Origin of the sequence: Alteromonas sp. LOR (assembly GCF_000753865.1) — a bacterium.
Lineage (GTDB): Bacteria > Pseudomonadota > Gammaproteobacteria > Enterobacterales > Alteromonadaceae > Alteromonas.
Map to the genome: position 1 here is coordinate 1 of NZ_JQFW01000015.1, position 17,902 is coordinate 17,902.

At 45.3% G+C, this 17,902-nt stretch carries 14 protein-coding genes; 6 read left to right on the top strand and 8 right to left on the bottom strand.

What is annotated here, in order from left to right; translation table 11 throughout:
- Positions 1-125 precede the first annotated feature (125 nt).
- Positions 126-1,613 (bottom strand): Na+/H+ antiporter NhaC, encoded by a 1,488-nt coding sequence (gene nhaC, locus JV36_RS0105350; RefSeq protein WP_032096427.1) that lies wholly within the window; start codon positions 1,611-1,613, stop codon positions 126-128.
- A 387-nt stretch (positions 1,614-2,000) separates the two neighbouring features.
- On the opposite strand from nhaC, the gene JV36_RS0105355 reads away from it, so the two are divergent.
- Positions 2,001-3,287, top strand: coding sequence for an HD-GYP domain-containing protein (locus JV36_RS0105355; RefSeq protein WP_032096426.1), 1,287 nt, complete (start codon positions 2,001-2,003; stop codon positions 3,285-3,287).
- 45 nt (positions 3,288-3,332) lie between these two features.
- Here the strand turns inward: JV36_RS0105355 and JV36_RS0105360 are convergent, their stop codons facing one another.
- Positions 3,333-4,631 (bottom strand): general secretion pathway protein GspB, encoded by a 1,299-nt coding sequence (locus JV36_RS0105360; protein WP_032096425.1) that lies wholly within the window; start codon positions 4,629-4,631, stop codon positions 3,333-3,335.
- The gene (locus JV36_RS0105365; protein WP_032096424.1) at positions 4,624-5,535 is read right to left on the bottom strand and encodes an ExeA family protein; all 912 of its coding nucleotides are present in this window, start codon (positions 5,533-5,535) and stop codon (positions 4,624-4,626) included. Before JV36_RS0105365 ends, JV36_RS0105360 begins: the two co-directional genes overlap by 8 nt.
- Positions 5,536-5,681: 146 nt before the next feature.
- Here JV36_RS0105365 and JV36_RS0105370 point away from each other — a divergent pair, with 146 nt between their 5' ends.
- Both JV36_RS0105370 and JV36_RS0105375 read left to right on the top strand, forming a co-directional pair.
- Complete coding sequence (locus tag JV36_RS0105370; protein ID WP_032096423.1) at positions 5,682-6,995, top strand: CCA-adding protein; 1,314 nt, start codon at positions 5,682-5,684, stop codon at positions 6,993-6,995.
- 274 nt (positions 6,996-7,269) lie between these two features.
- Entirely contained in the window at positions 7,270-7,857 is a 588-nt protein-coding gene (locus tag JV36_RS0105375; RefSeq protein WP_032096422.1) for a porin family protein, read from the top strand.
- A 91-nt stretch (positions 7,858-7,948) separates the two neighbouring features.
- On the opposite strand, the gene JV36_RS0105380 is transcribed toward JV36_RS0105375, so the two are convergent.
- Positions 7,949-10,123: a S46 family peptidase gene (locus tag JV36_RS0105380; RefSeq protein ID WP_032096421.1), complete on the bottom strand. Its 2,175-nt coding sequence runs from the start codon at positions 10,121-10,123 to the stop codon at positions 7,949-7,951.
- A 166-nt stretch (positions 10,124-10,289) separates the two neighbouring features.
- Positions 10,290-10,889, bottom strand: a complete 600-nt coding sequence (gene msrA, locus JV36_RS0105385; RefSeq protein WP_032096420.1) for a peptide-methionine (S)-S-oxide reductase MsrA — start codon at positions 10,887-10,889, stop codon at positions 10,290-10,292.
- Positions 10,890-11,190: 301 nt separating this feature from the next.
- Here msrA and srmB point away from each other — a divergent pair, with 301 nt between their 5' ends.
- The 3 genes from srmB to hemW all read left to right on the top strand — a co-directional run bounded on the left by srmB (position 11,191) and on the right by hemW (position 14,417).
- Entirely contained in the window at positions 11,191-12,450 is a 1,260-nt protein-coding gene (gene srmB / locus JV36_RS0105390) for an ATP-dependent RNA helicase SrmB (protein ID WP_032096419.1), read from the top strand.
- 232 nt (positions 12,451-12,682) lie between these two features.
- Complete coding sequence (rdgB, locus tag JV36_RS0105395) at positions 12,683-13,285, top strand: RdgB/HAM1 family non-canonical purine NTP pyrophosphatase (protein ID WP_032096418.1); 603 nt, start codon at positions 12,683-12,685, stop codon at positions 13,283-13,285.
- Positions 13,278-14,417, top strand: coding sequence for a radical SAM family heme chaperone HemW (gene hemW, locus JV36_RS0105400; RefSeq protein WP_032096417.1), 1,140 nt, complete (start codon positions 13,278-13,280; stop codon positions 14,415-14,417). Before rdgB ends, hemW begins: the two co-directional genes overlap by 8 nt.
- Before the next feature lie 80 nt (positions 14,418-14,497).
- On the opposite strand, the gene JV36_RS0105405 is transcribed toward hemW, so the two are convergent.
- The 3 genes from JV36_RS0105405 to JV36_RS0105415 form a co-directional block, all read right to left on the bottom strand.
- A complete protein-coding gene (locus JV36_RS0105405) occupies positions 14,498-15,304 on the bottom strand; it encodes a YggN family protein (RefSeq protein WP_052010211.1) in 807 nt (268 codons plus the stop codon).
- Positions 15,305-15,465: 161 nt separating this feature from the next.
- Entirely contained in the window at positions 15,466-15,981 is a 516-nt protein-coding gene (locus JV36_RS0105410) for an Lcl C-terminal domain-containing protein (protein ID WP_235207804.1), read from the bottom strand.
- 76 nt (positions 15,982-16,057) lie between these two features.
- The gene (locus tag JV36_RS0105415) at positions 16,058-17,860 is read right to left on the bottom strand and encodes an Lcl C-terminal domain-containing protein (RefSeq protein ID WP_081926540.1); all 1,803 of its coding nucleotides are present in this window, start codon (positions 17,858-17,860) and stop codon (positions 16,058-16,060) included.
- Positions 17,861-17,902: the final 42 nt, after the last annotated feature.

The following is a 17,902-nucleotide window of genomic DNA, read 5'->3' on the forward strand; positions in this document are numbered from 1 at the left end:
AACTTAAATGCTCTGTGATGTTTGGACATAAAAAGACCCCCAGTAATTGGATAGTCCAACTATTGGGGGTCACTTCAACCCTCGCTTTTTTATTTTCCCTAAATACTTTAAACAGCAAAGAACAATCACTCGGTCACTGGCGTTCCGTCATCATTGAACTTGGCAATATCAGCACCTGATGACTCCCACTCTTCACGCTCTTTATCCGATGCCTTCGGTGAAAACATACCGGTATAGGCATAAAATATTCCTATTAATGGCGCTGTCCAACATGCGAAAGCAAGAGGTATGTAGAGTAGGTTTTGCAAGTTATCACCGGAGATGCCAAGTCCTAATGCAGAGATAACAAAAGCGCCTCCGGCATTCCACGGAATGAGTGGAGACATTAGCGTACCGCCCTCTTCTATACCTCGGGAAAGATTAAGCGTTGAATACCCCATGCCGCGATAAACAGGAGAATACATACGTCCTGGTAGGGCAACAGATAAGTACGGGTCACCGGCAACAAGATTCGTTGCAAACGCAGTTCCTACGGCTGCAACTTGAGTACCTGCGAATGTTTTTGCTTTACTTTTGATAGCGTTGATAATGCTTCTCAAACAGCCTGTAGTCTCAAGCGCACCACCAAAACCTAGGGCAATAAGTACTAGCGAAATGGTCCACATCATCGACTGAATGCCGCCGCGATTAAGCAATGTATCTATTTCGCTTATATTAGTTTGAATGGAATAACCGTTATTCGCATAGTCAAACACGGCCTGAAGTGACTGCCCTTGTGTAACCATTGCAAACGCGCCGCCAACAACTACGCCTGCAAACAGCGAAGGCAAAGGTGGGAATTTCTTCAATGCCAATACCATCACGACTAAAGCAGGCAATAACGCCCATGCAGATATGTAGAAGTTATCTTCTAAAGCGGTCGTAATGCCTTCAATTTTTTCAAACGACACACTTTGCGTATCGATAACAAAAAAACCAACGCCAATATAGATTAACAGCGCAATAACCATGGCCGGTATAGTTGTGGCCATCATGTTTTGTATGTGTGAAAAGACGTCGGTGCCTGTCACCGCTGGTGCTAGGTTAGTCGTGTCAGAAAGCGGCGATACTTTATCACCGAAAAATGCGCCAGAAACAACAGCGCCTGCCGTCCAATACATGGGAATGTCAAACCCCTCGCCTATGCCCATCAGGGCCAAACCAACGGTTCCGACACTTCCCCAACTAGTGCCTAAAGACACTGACACCACGGCGCAAATGACCATGCCAGCGGCGAGAAATATCTCTGGCGATAAGGTTTTTAAGCCGTAATAGATAATGGTGGGAACTGTGCCGCTGGCAATCCAAATACCGATGATCATGCCCACCGTTATGAGCACGCTTACCGATGGCAGCGCAACATGGATAACTTTAAAAATACCGGCGCGAATATCTTCCCACGACAGTCCAAGGTAAACACCTACAAAACTTGCAAGGGCTAAACCTATCGCTAGGGGGATATGAGGCTCGAAAACGCCAAAGTAGAAAATCTGTGTTCCCAAGATTATCAGCGTTAACACAACAGGTGTTAACGCCAGCAAAAGCCCGGGCGTAGTTTGCTGTTCATCTTTCATAGGACATCCTTATACTAGAGCACTGATATAGACAATCAGACCCTATGCTGTGAATAGCGATCTAGATATAAAAAGTACTTCGCTAGATATGAAAAGCGCTATTACAAGAGTTAATTATTTATTAATTGTGCAGGTTTACTACGCTACTTTACGTGTAAAAGATCGAATGCATGGAGAATGACAGTGGTTATGCAAGGGCTTGGTCACGGGTTTGGGCATATATTTAAACGTTACGTTTGGTTTCATTTTTCAATGAAAACCACTGTAAGTACAAGAAGTCGACTTTTACGGTTATTAAAAATAATATTCCTCATTATTGGCATATCATCACACATAACCCTATGCTAATTTAACGAGCCTAAAACAATGCAGTAAACGGACAATGAAATGCTAGAACAGGTGCCTATTAATGAGCTTAAACCAGGAATGTACGTTACACAGGTTCTAGAGCAATCTGGTACGCTTCATATGCGCTCCCAGGGCATTGTTAAATCTCAAAGCATTGTGGATACATTGAAGAAGAAAGGCATCTTACTTCTCGAAGTTGATATTGCTAAGTCAAAACATCAACGCAATGAAGAAACACAAGTTGATGCTCTGGTAAATGATAGCTCGGCACATGATAGCTCGGTAAATAATAGCCCGGCCCATAAAGGCACGGCACATGAAGAGCAAGCGCCGACCAAGGAGCTCTCAGCTTCTGAGTCAAAAGCTCATAAGTCAAACCCCCTAGACAATGCCTCTATCAACAAAGCTAACGACTTATATGAAAATGCACTGTCTATTCAAAGTAAGTTTGTAAAGGCGTTAAATCAAGAAGCCGTGACTGACTTATCGCCTATGACGTCGCTATCGCACAGTCTCATCGAAAGTGTATTTGATAACGAAGACGCCTTAAGTTGCCTCACCCTCATTAAAGATACTGACAACTACCTGCTAGAACACTCGATAAACTGCTCAGTGTTGACCGGAATATTTTGCAAATTCTTAGGATACGACAGAGACAGTATTGAACAAGCAAGTCTTGGGGCATTGCTTATGGATACGGGCATGTCGTCAATACCTGCTGACATTCGAAGGCCTACTGCAGCCCTATCTGAAGACGATCTCGCGGTTTTGAAAACCCACGTAGAAATTGGTGTTACCCTAGTAGAGCAATGCGGAGATATTCCCGATTTATCTTTGCAGGTTATTGAACAACATCAAGAGAGAGTAGACGGCTGTGGTTATCCCGACGGGCTTTGTAACGACGAAATATCAGAGTTTGCTCGAATAGCCGCCATTGTTGATACCTATGACGAGTTAACATCTCATCACCCGTCACAGCCAAGTCTCACGCCTATGCAAGCGCTCAAACGCTTATCAGAATCATCTGGCCTAGATCAAACCTTAGTTACCCAGTTCATCCAATGTATTGGCGTACACCCAGTAGGCTCTTTGGTTAAATTAAAAAGCGGCAAGTTAGGCATTGTTAGTAAAATTAATCCTAAAGATCCAGTAAGCCCTCATGTGATGACGTTTTACAGCGTGACATCGAACCACTTTAATGAAATTAAAAAAATTGACCTTAGTCATTATAACGATGAAGTGGTGTCTGGCGTTCGTCCGGAAGAATTCAGAATAAACCTGCCGAAGTTTTTCAAGGAAGTGTTTGTTCATCAAGCCCCACACTAATCGATAGCCGATTACCGACAACCGGGGCTTGGTTCATCTTACACGCTACCAGTCAGTAAGCGCTGCCATGGTAAATATTTCATCTTCAAAGGCTAACACCACCCGCTGAGCTTCAATGTTTACAATTTGGACTTTGTCGGCAATCCAGTCGCCTTCTGAAAGCTGACGACCATTTACCCTAACCCACCTATCTCGCGGTTGAGACGCGTACATATGGGCACTGAAATTCATTGTAGGCAGCCGAGTTAATAACCTTACCGGTAATTGGTCTACCCGCAGTGTATCGTCACGTACCGTTACCTTTGTCTCAGGCTCTCTCGCTGAACCCGGTGATTTGTCATCAAGTGCTTCAACGGCAGCGTTAAATCGCGCCATTAGCTCTGGAGAAACCTCAATATTGTTAGCGTTATTTGCCTCGTTAAGCACTTTCCCTTCGTACTCGTCGGTAGAGCCCTGCTCACCCGTAATATTTTGCCCTGTGCTCCCCTGCCCCGTGCTTTCCTGCCCCGTGCTTTCCTGATTGCCAGCTCTGCCAATTTCAGAATTAGCGCTTCCAGAATTAGCGCCCTCAAAATTAGTGCCTGGCCCTGAATTGCGAGCATTATTGTCAAAGCCATCTGACGCCATTTGATTATTCGACGGCTGCGATGCATTGTTGTTCATCACATTCTGCGCATTATCTCGCGTATTACCAACGTATTGTTGTTGCGCTGACTGCTGACCTGGCTGTTGTGATGTCTGTTGCGCTGGCGTTGAATTATTCCCTGTATTAGTAGATAAAGTTTGCTCACCGCCAATGCCGTTTTCATTCGGCGCTGCATTTGTACTGGTATTCGAAGGCGTATTTGCTGCCGTATCAATATTGCCTGCTGATGTTGAGGTGTCGGTAGAAATTGATGAGGCTAACGCCGGCCACCAATTATTCTTAGTCGCTGCGGTAAAGCCTAGTGCCAGTCCCCCCATAATCACAACAGCAAAAACAAAAGCTTGCTTTGCATAAAGTGAAAACGACGACGGAAGGCCTTCAACAGTAGGCAAAAATAAACTGCGATTGAATTGGTCATTCAACGATTTATCGAAACGCGCCGACGTATCGTGCTGGCCCCGCAATAATGCCTGCGTTTGCGTGCGATGGTGAGTTGAAGTGGGAGTTGGAGGTGCAACTTCAACCGTTTGTTCAGGGTCAATTTCAAGTTCTTGCACTCCCATTTCTGAGAGGCCTTGCACCATAGCATCGCTCGATACTAATCCGGATTTGCGTATTTTAACTGGCCCGTTTTGCTTGGTAATTTGAACTATCACCATGCCTGGCTGCAAATTTTCGATAGCAACAATACTAGACATACAAACTCCCAATGGCATACCCACACACTAACGCTAGTACAAACGTACCCGCCAAGTACCACCGGTTTTGGCCCTGCACTCTTTGGCTTACTACATCTTCACCCAAAATCTGTTCTGCCGCTGCGAGAAAAATGGGCTTTTTCACCACCGCATGTTGCTTAGTAAATGAGAGGGTTAACGCCCTATCACATAGCAAATTAATAACCCGAGGAATTCCCCCCGTTATTTGGTGTACTGCACGCAAGGTACCCTTGCTGAAAATACTGATATCGCCATCTGCCACGCTAAGTCGGTGAGCAATGTAAGAACTCACCTCTGGGGCGGTTAGCGGCAGCAGGTGATAACGAGCCGTTATGCGTTGTGCAAGCTGTCGAAGTTCATTGCGTTTAAGCAATTGCTGTAGCTCAGGCTGACCAATTAACACCACTTTAAGGAGCTTTTCTCGGTTAGTTTCTAAATTGGTTAATAAGCGCAACTGCTCTAATACCTCAGGCAATAAATGCTGCGCTTCGTCAACCATCAATACGGTATTCATACCCGATTGATGATTTTCGGCGAGTTTAGACAAAATGAGGTCAGTGAAATATTTAAGACTGGCTTTATCAGATGAATATGAAAGCCCTAACTCGTCACACACGGTGGCCAAGAGCTCTAAGGCTGATAACGTGGGGTTTAAAATCATCGCTACCTGAGTGTTATCCGGCAGCTGTTGAAGTAATTTTCGCGAAACCGTTGTTTTGCCTGTTCCAACCTCCCCAGTTAGCATTACAAAACCTCCGCTTTCCCTTAAGCCGAAGGTTAAGTGTGCTAGAGCCTCTTTGTGTCGTGGGCTCATGTAAAGATAGTCGGGGTTTGGCGCTATGGAGAACGGGTTGTCGTTTAACCCGAAGTAATTCAAGTACATGGTTTTCGCTAATTTATCGTAAAAACGATGATTAAACTACCAGAGCATGACGGTAAGTAAAAGCGCCATAGCACGCAGTAACAAATTTAATTGTAACATTGGTATACTCATCATTATTACCCTTACTTTTTGAAGAGCGAGAATACATGCAAGTTTACTTGGTTGGCGGTGCCGTTAGAGACACGTTGTTAGGAAGGCCCGTTACCGAACGCGATTACGTGGTAGTAGGAGCAACCCCTAACGACATGCTCGCAAAGGGCTTTACACAAGTAGGAAAAGACTTCCCTGTATTCCTTCACCCTCGCACTAATGAAGAATATGCCCTAGCTCGCACAGAAAGAAAATCTGGGGCTGGTTACACGGGCTTTATTTGCGATGCATCATCTGAAGTGACTCTTGAAGAAGATTTACGACGTCGCGACCTCACCGTTAACGCCATGGCGCAAGATGATTCGGGCAATATTATCGACCCTTATAACGGAAAAGCTGATTTAGAAAAAAGGTGCTTGCGCCATGTTTCTCAAGCATTTAGCGAAGATCCATTGCGGGTGTTTCGCGCGGCCCGCTTTGCGGCTAGGTATGCCTACTTAGGTTTTTACATTGCCGAAGACACCATCGCCCTTATGACATCGATGGCAGAAAGTGGTGAATTAAAAGCACTAAGTGCAGAGCGCGTATGGCAAGAGACTAAGCGCAGCCTTTTAGAGCAATCTCCCGAAGTGTATTTTTCAACGTTAGCAAAAAGCAAAGCGTTGCCAAGCTGGTTTATGGAACTCACTGACTTCATCGACGAAGCAATAGTGTTACTAATTAAATCAGTAGCCGCCACTAGCAGAAACGGCAGTAGGAGCAACGGCAGTAGCAGCGATGGCAGTAGCAGCAACGGCGACAGCAGCAGTGACGGAGACGTTATTATCGATAGTAAGGCGGATGAAAACGTCAGCGCTGATAAAAAAGAACACGATGATACCCAAATATTAATTACTCGGTTTACCTCACTTTGCATATTGTTAGATGAGCAACAAGCAGCGGCGCTGTGTAAACGCCTAAGGGTGCCAAACCAAGTAAGCGAGATTGTTGTGCTGGCCTGTAAATTTAAAACCTTATTGCTAGGCAATGGTATTGGCCCTGCGACAAGCCATAGAGCAAGCTTTACTGAAACCAGCATAACCTCTGATGCCCTGATCACTGTTTTCAACGCAGCGGACGCGTGGCGACGACCTGAGCGCTTTGAACGATTACTTTTTGCCATCGGTCCGGCGGCAGAGGCAAGAGAAGTAAAATGGTCAGCCACGCACGGCCTAATTAATAAGGCCTTAGCCGCAGCGAACCAGGTTAATGTTAAAGACATTATTGCCAATGGGCACAAAGGCGCAGCAATAAAAGAAGCGTTAGATAAAGAAAAGCTGCAGGCCATAGGCCATGCTATCGAGTCAGGGCAGGTCGAAGGCGCTAAGTAAGTCATTACATACAGCAAAGCTTATGTATTCTTTTCAAACCGCAAGAAAGTTCTGCCGTACAGCTTTTAATCGACGATTAAAAGCTGTACAACTCCGGTCAAAATCCTTTGTAAACTGTGAAACTCTTTCACGGTTTTTCCCTCTTTTCTGTGAAATTTACGCTGGCATACCAATTGAATAGCTAATCACATCAACCGTGAACAATTACAGCTTCACGTTGAACTTCCCTAAGGGAAGCTAATGGAAAGTTATAAATTGAAAAGAGGATGTCATTATGAAAAAAACACTTACAACACTTGCAGGAATCGCAGCACTTTCATCGCTAACATCATTTGGTGCCCATGCGCAATCAAACGATATCACCGCTGACGACAGTGGTTTTTATGTAGGTGGTAACTACGGATACCTTCGTGTAGAAGGTGAAGACGACTTTGATGACGACAAAGATGTATGGCAAGGATTGCTAGGTTATAAATTTAACGAGTACGTTGCATTAGAAGGTAGCTTCATCGATTTCGGTGACTACGGCACCGACTTAGCTGGCGGAAATACCGATGGGTATACGGCAGCAATTAAAGGTATTCTTCCGCTAACAGACCGTTTCTCACTCTATGCAAAAGCAGGTCAACTGTGGTCAGAAACTGAGTACAATCTAGGCGGCATATCGAATGAATCCGACGATGAAAGCCTTTTCGTTGGCGCAGGTTTAAGTTACGCCATTACCGCTAACTTCCTAGTGAACGCGGAATACACGGTGTACGATGCTGAACTAGACGCGGAAGAAGCCGTTGACGATATCGACGACACTAATTTTGAAACCGATTTAAAACAAGCGAGTATTGGTGTTGAATATCGCTTCTAAATAACAATTTTCAAATACTAAAAAGCCAGCCTTTAATCAGGCTGGCTTTTGTCTTTCAGTTTTTTATCTAACGTCCTTTTACTTAATCTTCTTACCTAACAACTGTCATTTCTTCAATTAAGTTGTTTGCCCCATCTACATACTCCATTACCCAAAGCATATAGCGGGTATCAACGTGAATAGTGCGGGTAGTTTTAGGGTCGAAGTCCCAATCTGAGTTAACACTCTCAAAGGTTCCATCAAACAATAAACCAATTAATTCGGCTTTCGAATTTAAAGTAGCAGACCCTGAGTTACCGCCTGTAGAATCTAAGTCGGTTAAAAAGTTAACTGGAACGCTGTTTATATCATCCAATTTATACGGGCCGTACTTCGACTCATTGATGAGTGAAAGCTGTTTTTTAGGTGAATTAAACGGCGTTTCGCCTGTGTCTTTCTCAGTAATCCCTTCAAGACGGGTGAAAGGCTCGTAGATAAGGCCATCTTTAGGCGAACCGCCCATTACGTTACCGTAAGTCACACGCAATGTGCTGTTAGCATCTGGATAAGCCAAACTTCCCATCGACTTCTGCCATTCAATAATTGCCTTCATGTATTTAGGGCGAAGCGCTGTGGCTTTGCCGCTTAAGGTTTTGCTTTGATCTTCAATACTCATTTCAGTATCGAAAAGAGCAACGGCCAATTTAATGAATGGGTCATCACTTTTTTCAAAGTCTTCACGGCTAGCGGTAAGCCATGACAGTCGAGTTTCAGAGTCAGTTAATGAGGTATTCTCGTAAAACGCCTTCAACGTTTTCTGCAGTGTTTGGCTGTCTGTAGAGCCGTCAATACCAACCGCTTCGTCAAATGCAGCAACGCGATTTTCTTCAGGTTGCTCGAGGTACATGCTGATCATTTTTTGCCAAACGGCTTGATCAACAACCGGATCGAAACGACGCTCTATTCGCTCCATTCCTTCTTTTAAGCGAATTTGATCCCGTTCTTGAAATCCAGATTCACGCTCAGCATCTGGCTTTTCACTCTCAATAGCATTGCGATATAACGTCTGCGCAGACGACAGTAACTGAGCGCGATTCAAGTTGTTGTACCAAAAGTTTTGCTTATTCATTTGCATCTGCTGTTCGCTTACCGCGTCTAGTTCAGCTAGCGCCTGCTTAAGTTCGCTTTTGTCATTTTTATCAAGCCAAGCCGACAGCTGTGCTTCGCGCTCAGCACGACGTGGTACTAATCCTACTCGTTTGGCGCCAGATAGCTGGCCTAATGTGTTCTTATGGAAGTTGTTTAAACCGGCAAGAGTCGCTTCGTATTTAATACGCGCGTCGCTTCCTTCTTCTGACGCTTTTTCGATAGTATCAATCCACTCGCCTACTAAATCTAAATAGGTGGGGTACAACCAATCGAATGTGTAAGACACACGGGACAAACGCGCATAGCGATTTGTTGAGCCGGGGTATCCCGCTGCCATAACAAAGTCGCCGTCGCTAAGCCCTGCGGCAGACACTTTTAAGAAATGTTCTGGCTTAAATGGTACGTTCTCTTCACTAAAATCGGCTGGCTTACCGTCTTTACCCACGTAAGCACGATAGAACGAAAAGTCGCCCGTGTGACGAGGCCACATCCAGTTATCGATATCACCGCCGTATTTCCCAATGGAATCTGCAGGTGCATACGCAATGCGAACATCGCGTATTTCCATTTGTTTAATAAGCTTGTATTCAAGGCCTTGGAAAAATGACGGCACTGAGCAGCGGAAACCCGGTTGTGACTCACATTCGGTGATCAATGCTTTACGGTTAGCTTCGATAGCATCGAAGCGCGCACGCCCTTCTACCGACTCTTTTATACCACCAGTTACTTTATCTGTTACGTCTTCAAACCCAACGGTAACAAACATACGGGTGCCAGGTGCAGCAGGCAGCTCTTCATTCATTTGCTTGGCAAGAAAACCATCTTCTAAATAGTTGTTTTCAGGCGTGCTGTTGTATTGCACAGACCCTCTTGCACAATGATGATTAGTAACCGCCAAGCCTTTATCCGACACAAAAGACGCTGAGCAGCCACCAAGCGACACAATGGCGCCCATGGGGAATGCCGTTAAGTCGTTAATACTTTCAGCAGGAATGGCCAGCCCAGTTTGCTTTAGCTCGCTAGCTATTGATGGTAATTGCTCTGGCGTGAACATGCCTTCTTTGGCATTTACGTGCAACGCGGCTCCAGCTGCACCAATAAATGCAGTTGAAATACATAACGCTTTTATTTTTGACATAGATTTTCCTTTTTATTGCCAATAGACGGTGTGATGAGCCGCCTTAAAATTCCGTGAGATAAAGTAACTGGCTACACACAGTTTAGTATTTTTGCATTGTCGCAAAAGCGTCAGCATATAGTGAGCACACAATTGTTAACAAGTGTAACCAAAGGCGGTGAAGTACTTAGTGCGTGACAGCATCACCCCAAATTTCTTCTAAGCGAGCGTCGCGGCCACATCCCCAGCGATATGTTGCATAACGGATCGGGCTTTTTTTGTAGTAGTCCTGATGATAGCTTTCATTGCCTTTGATGGGGTAAAAGGTTGAGGCGTTGAGAATAGGTGTAACCACCTGCTGATTTGGAAACTGGCTGATAACCGCCTGCTTAGATTTTTCTGCCAGCATGCGCTCATTCTCGTTTTTCACAAAAATGGCACTGCGGTAGCTAGGTCCTTTATCACAGAACTGGCCTTTGTCATCAAATGGGTCGATGTTTACCCAGTAATGGTCCAAAATATCTTGATAACTCAACACGCTAGCGTCGTAAGTGATCAACACGGCTTCGTAATGACCTTGATGATTGCCACTATACGTTGGATTTTTAAGTTTTCCCCCAGTGAAACCTGAAATAACGTCAGTTACCCCTTCCAATGTTTCAAAGTCTTTTTCCATACACCAAAAGCAGCCACCTGCCAGTATGGCTTGTTTCGTTTTCGCAGCCATTGCTAAAGGACCATAAAAAAGTACGGCACATGTTATTGCCAGCGTAAGAATTTTTTTCATAACAGCGTTTTACCTATTTTGAGAAGCGCTTTTGTTTAGCTATTTTCAAACGTTTAGGTGTGTTGACCTAGCCTGCTTTGCGTTTGTAATTGCATTTTTATCTGTAGTTGAGTCTATACGGTTAAAACAAAATCGCGGTTTTAATTTAGCGCTAGCAACTTTACCATTGCAATTGATGCAAAACGCGTAAACGAGAACGAAAGGGAATGCAGAGATAATCTCATTTCCTGTACAGTTTTTTTCTGTGTTTCGACGCATCAATGCTACAATACACCCCATTCATTTTAAGCGTTTTTATACTATGACTTTCGAAGAACTCGAATTAGACGAAACTCTCTGTCACGCCGTGGCCGATATGGGTTATGAAACCCCAACTAATATTCAAGAATTGGTTATTCCACTTGCCATGGACGGACGAGACATTTTAGCGTCTGCACCCACCGGTACCGGAAAGACAGCGGCATTCTTGCTGCCTGCGTGTCAATTTTTGCTGGATTACCCGCGTAAGCAACCCGGCGCTACGCGTATATTAATTCTAACGCCCACTCGTGAACTTGCCCTTCAGGTATACGAGCAAGCTAAAAGTTTTACCAAGCATACGCAACTAATCTGTGGTGTTATTACTGGCGGTATTAACTATGGCACCGACAAAGAAACACTAAGCCAAAACTTAGATATTCTTGTAGCCACACCGGGACGCCTTTTAGAGCACATCGAAAAAGAAACGGCTGACTGCCGTGATATTGAATGCTTAATTCTTGATGAAGCTGACCGCATGCTCGATATGGGCTTTTCTACCGTGGTAAATCAAATAGCCACAGAAGCTCGCTGGCGCAAACAGAACCTGCTTTTCTCAGCAACGTTAGAAGGCGCTGGGGTAAGAAACTTTGCGAAAGACATCTTAATTAACCCTGAAGTTGTTGAAGCAAATCCATCGCGCAAAGAAAAAAATAAAATACACCAGTGGTATCACCTTGCCGATGACTTCGCTCATAAACAAGCGCTGCTTATTCACATTCTTAAAGAGCAAGTGACTACTGCAGTTGTGTTTGTAAAAACACGAGAGCGTTTGCAGATGCTTAAAGACGTGCTTGCGTCTAAAGGAATCAATGTTTGCTGGCTTCAGGGCGAAATGCCGCAAGACAAACGAAACGCCGCATTAGCGCGTTTTAAAAGCGGTGAAGTGCCTATTTTACTTGCCACCGACGTTGCGGCACGTGGAATAGACGTACCCGATGTAAGCCATGTGATTAATTTTGATATGCCACGCAAAGCCGATATTTACGTGCATAGAATAGGAAGAACCGGCCGCGCTGGCGCAAAAGGTACTGCTATTTCACTGGTAGAAGCCCACGACTTTGCCATGGTTGCAAAAGCTGCCCGTTATATGGAAGAGCCTATTAAAGGGCGAGTTATCGCCGAGCTTAGACCTAAAAACAAAACGCCCAAAATTACTGCCAAAAAGAAAAAGGTAGCAACAAAGAAAAAGACAAGGCCGAAGAACAAAGCGAAAGCAAGGGCGAGTTCAAAAGCAAAGTCAGCTGGCAAAAAAGCCAAGTAAGTCAGAGTTTGTTAAGCACTGCTAGGGTATCTAAAAAGGGTATCTGACAAGGGCATCTAATTTGTGCAATTAAATTGAGCCATTAAGTTTAATCATTAAATTTAATGGCTATGGCTAGAAACAAAGCTAGCTGTCAGATTGTACAATGAAAAAGTGCCCCTTAGTGCCCGCTGTTGACTCAGTTCACTTGGTCCACTGACTGTGGCAAACCTATTCAACTCAGAGTAATGATATGACATTTCCCCAAAAAATTGTTTTAGCCTCGGGTAATCAAGGCAAGGTACGTGAATTCACCTCTCTTTTTGCTGAATACGGCGTAGACGTAGTTGCACAAAAAGAACTGGGCGTTGAAGACGTACCAGAAACAGGTACCACCTTTGTAGAAAATGCCATTATTAAAGCGCGCCATGCAGCTCAGGTAACGGGTTTGCCCGCTATCGCAGACGACTCTGGGTTGGTAGTTGATGCATTAGGCGGTGCTCCAGGCATTTACTCGGCTCGCTATGCTGGTGAAAACGCCAGCGACGGTGACAATATCGATAAGCTCTTGGCTGCCCTTGATGGCGAAGCAAAACGCAAAGCCCACTTTTTCTGCACACTAGTATTTATGCGTCACGCTGATGATCCAGTACCGCTTGTCAGCCAAGGCAAATGGCAAGGCGAAATTCTTAAAGCTCGCCAAGGCGACGGTGGTTTTGGATACGACCCCATTTTTAATCTACCTTCCCACGGCTGCACAGCGGCAGAGCTAGAAAGCGGCGAAAAGAATCGTGTTAGTCATCGCGGTAAAGCGCTGGCCATTTTACTTGATAATATGAGATCTGCTTTTGCGTAATCCACCCCTTAGTTTGTATGTGCATATTCCTTGGTGCGTACAAAAGTGCCCTTACTGCGACTTTAATTCACATGGATTAAAGTCGGCTTTGCCAGAAAAAGAATACGTGGCTCATCTACTCGATGACCTTGCAGAAGACGCCAAGTCTATTGGCGATAGGCAAGTAGATACCGTGTTTATTGGTGGCGGCACACCAAGCTTATTTTCTGCAGACGCAATGGCAGATATTATCGCTGGCATAAAAGCCCGGGTAAATTTAGCACCTGATGCGGAAATTACCATGGAGGCCAACCCTGGCACCGTGGAAGCTGGAAAGTTTTTAGGGTTTTATCAAGCTGGCGTAAACCGTATTTCTGTGGGAATTCAAAGCTTCCAACCGCAGCATTTAGCGGTGCTTGGCCGTATTCATAACGATGACCAAGCTATCAATGCAGTAAAGCAAGCGCACAGCGCTGGACTGCCTACGTTCAATCTCGACCTAATGCACGGATTGCCCCAGCAAAGCGTCGACAATGCTATGTCAGACTTAGATAAAGGCATCGCCCTTAATCCTTATCACCTATCTTGGTATCAGCTGACCATCGAGCCAAACACGCCTTTTTACTCTCGCCCTCCCGACTTACCCGATGACGACATACTGTGGGAAATTCAAGAACAAGGGCACCGAGTGTTAGAAGCAGCGGGTTACCAGCAATATGAAATTTCAGCCTATGCAAAAGAAGGCCACCAGTGTCGCCACAATGTAAACTATTGGCGTTTTGGTGACTACTTAGGTATTGGCTGCGGGGCTCATGGCAAAATAACGGATATAGAAAGCGGGACGATAAAAAGGCTAGTAAAGGTGAAACACCCTAGAGGCTATATGGAAATGAGTCGCCCTTATATCGATACCACCACACTGGTAGAAGAAGACGATATTCCTTTTGAGTTTTTTATGAATAGATTCCGTCTTTTAGAGCCCTGCCCTATCGACGACTATAGTGCGCTAACAGGCGTTTCAATAAGCGATGAGGTGAAGGCTGCGCTAGATGATGCTGCGCAAAAAGGACTGCTAGACATTACACCGCATCACTGGCAGGTAACAGCTAAGGGCCGACGCTACTTAAATACGCTGCTTTCCTGCTTTGTGTAATGCATGCAAATGAACCTGCACCGCGTTATACATTGCAATTTTAAAAGCAGCAGTTTGTTTGCAAAGCAGCAGCGCCGAGCTTACTCGTTAGCCGTTTGTGCTGTTTGCGAAGTAATAATGTTGTAGGGTTCAAACGCTGGAAGACTGGCTCTTAAGTTTTCCTCGGCAATGTCTAAACGCTTAAGCTTTTCACAAAACCATTCTGCTTTTTTACGCAGCGTCGTGGCCTTGTCGCCAACGTCTAAACCTTCACCAACCGTATTAAGCTGTCTTGTAATCGCCGCGACTTTCTCTTCATTCACTTCGCTGCTGTCGGTGTTAATACCGCTGATGGCTGAGAGAATACCGCCTACTGAGGTAGAGATCGCTTCTTCAAGCTGCGCCTCAATTTCACTGTCTACAAACTCATCGACGCTTTCTAGGGACCCAGGGCCAATAAAATAGTGATTACTGGCATGGCGAAACTTATCCTTCACTCTGCCTTGTACCCGCTTCATTGCGGTATTCAAGCGCTCGTAGCTGTCGTGATCGCTACCTACCAAGCCCAAGTAAACATGCTCGATAGTATCTATAGCCAAATCTACTCCTTCGGTGGCCAGCACTATCATTTTCGGCACTACATAATGCAGACCATTTGAATATTCACTAAGCCAAGCACGCTGCTCTTCATTAAGCGTTTGCCACCTGCCGTTAATAAAAAGCTGAGACTGTTCGTTAATTTGCACTACTGTGCGAGTTTTATCCATCACTCGCAATTGGTCGCTATTAACCGCAATGCCGTAGGCAAAATCGATGTTACAGGTATATTCAGCCTGCGTAGAAAAAGGCAGCCCTGCTAGCAAGCAAAGCAGTATCGAAATAGGTTTGAAACGAGGGAAATATTTCATAACGCTATTGTGGCTAGCTTACGACAAAATAAAAAGCCGTGTTGAGTTTAACGTGCTAAAAATCAGGTTGAACTTGAACTAGATTGGATAAAAAGAAAGCACATAAATCATTATGTGCTTTTCCATCGATAACTTTATTTGTTTTTGCTAAACGCAGATGTCTAATTGTCGGTGGTAAATGTTCTTACTAAGCGAACATAAATAAATCGGTCTTTTTCTTTAATCGAGTGGCTTGCATTAAAAAAGGCAACCACCCAAGCTCTATCAGGATCGTCAGCAGATGGTGTAGAAGTCCAAAAATCATCAGGGGGGGTGGCCGGGAAAAGCGAGCTATTCACAGCGGGTCTAACGCAGTCTCGCTCGGTAATCGAAGCAAGCTCTTTCACATTAGGTAAACGCCAGCCAAGCAAATCTTCGTCGCTTGCTTGATGGGCTAGTTGCAGCGCCTCTTGCCACGTGTACTTTATCGCTTCACCTTCGCAAGTTGAGCCGTTCCACGTTTGCCCTTCTGAGCAACGTCGCCATACAAGGTCGGTGGTAACATCAAGCAATGTACTGGTTGTTACCGCAGTAAAGTTGTCATTAGGGGTGGTTTCCAGGCCATCTGACAAACACTCTTGCGCTAGCGCCACGCTGGGAGTAATGCATAGCGCCGCTAACATACATGCACCAGCCATCTTGGCGTTTAATGTGCTGTTTATGGCTGCAGCAGCTTTTGTCATAAAGGTGTTTTTTATAGGTAGTATCATCACGTTATCTCCCTGCTCTCACTAAACGCACTCTCGCTGCCGTGGACTTATTGAGAAAGTTATCAACACCCGAGTCAAAATCTAACGCCCATGAATTTTGTGCATCATCACTGTTTACACCGTCTGCGCTTGGCACTGACGACCAATACCAAAGAGGCGTGCTCGATGGAGCCCCCGTATTAGGGAAGTAATCTTCATCTATCGCTACCCCGCTAACGTCGCCAAGATGCATAAGCGAAAAGAGCTCTTTGTGCGTGGGCATACGCCAATCGAAAAAGCCGCACAAACCTTGTGAGTTAACCTCGGCAACATAAGCCGTAGTATTACAGTTAGTGAGCAGGCATGTTGCGGCCATGCCCACTTGGTCGCCTTCAAAACCGCCGTTAACTTCTTCGCTATACCAAGAGTAGGTAAAGTTTACGTCGCGCACCGAACCGTCATCGGTTTTCACTTCCCATACCAAGCCGGTTACGTTGTCGCGAACGCAAGACCATGTTTGGGCATCAGCGTCTTGCTCATCGCCGTTTGCGTTTAAGCGGGTAAAATCAAAACCGGCTTTACCTCTACCTGCTTTTTCTATTAATCCATTTTGTTCAATAACATCAGAGCCGCGCTGACCGTCTTGGCCAGGGAAATCGTTTTGCTGTACTTGGGTTAGCGCATTATTGGTGGCTTGTTGTAAAAAACCAGTGTCGTTGACTAACGCAGTGGGCATGGGTTGAATACGCACCGAAATAGTATCTTCAACACTGTTGCTATTGGCATCGGTTACGGTAAGCGTATACGTCACTACTGTGGCAGACGATACCGCAGGGGCAATGGCGAAAGTAGATAGCGCATCACTATCGTCAACGGCTTTTATGCTTACCGATGTGCTTGTTGGGTCGCTATTGTTTAGGTCAGAGCCAGTCGCACCAGACAAAGAGGAGGTTGCAATACTGCTTCGCTCCCAAGAATATTGAAGCGGCTCTGCCGCCGGAATACTGGTACTCGCTTGTCCATTCAACACAATAACTTCACCACTAAATACGCCTTGCGAAAAGCCGGCGTTAGCTTCTGGTAACGTTTCGGCCTCAGACTGAATAGACAAACTCACTAAAGCGGTGTCGCTCGCCCCTTCGCTATCAACCACTTCTAGCTGGAATTCGAGGGTCTGTGGATCGTTTGCAATAGGCGTAGTGATACTCAACGTAGATAGATTGGTTTCCACACCCGTGATGACATTGGTTCCGCTGGTTTGCGACCACGTATAGCTGGCTATAGCGTTTGTATTTGCTGGCGCATCAGCATCACTGCTGCCAGAGCCGTCTAATACAATATTCACACCGCCTGGAAAATTATTGGCTGGCAAACCACTCCACTGAGGAACAGAAATATCTGCCACGGGATCGATATTAATAGGCGCAACTGTGATGATAGTGGCATCGCTGGTTGAATTACCGCTAGCGTCATTTACCGCCAATGTAATGGTATAGCTGGTGCTTTCATTGACCGAGGGAGCGACAAAGCTCGCTGAAGACGTGGATGTATCGTCATGGGTAATATCTAGGGTAGGCGACGCGGTCCAATTATAGCTATAGGTACCGTCTCCACCAGTTACGCTGCCGCTTAATGTATAAGTAACCCCTTCTGTAACGGTGGCGTCTGGCCCTGCATTTACCGCCAGAGCAATGTTGCCTGGACTGCTGTTGGAATCGGAGCCACCTCCGCCGCATGCACCTAAAATAAAGACACCACAACACACAACAAAAAATCGTGTCGCGGCAGTAAAAAAGCGAGGAGAATGAATAAAAGGCGTTACTTGCATAAAAGCTCCAATAGCACGACAACCTATTTGCCGTGCTTTTAA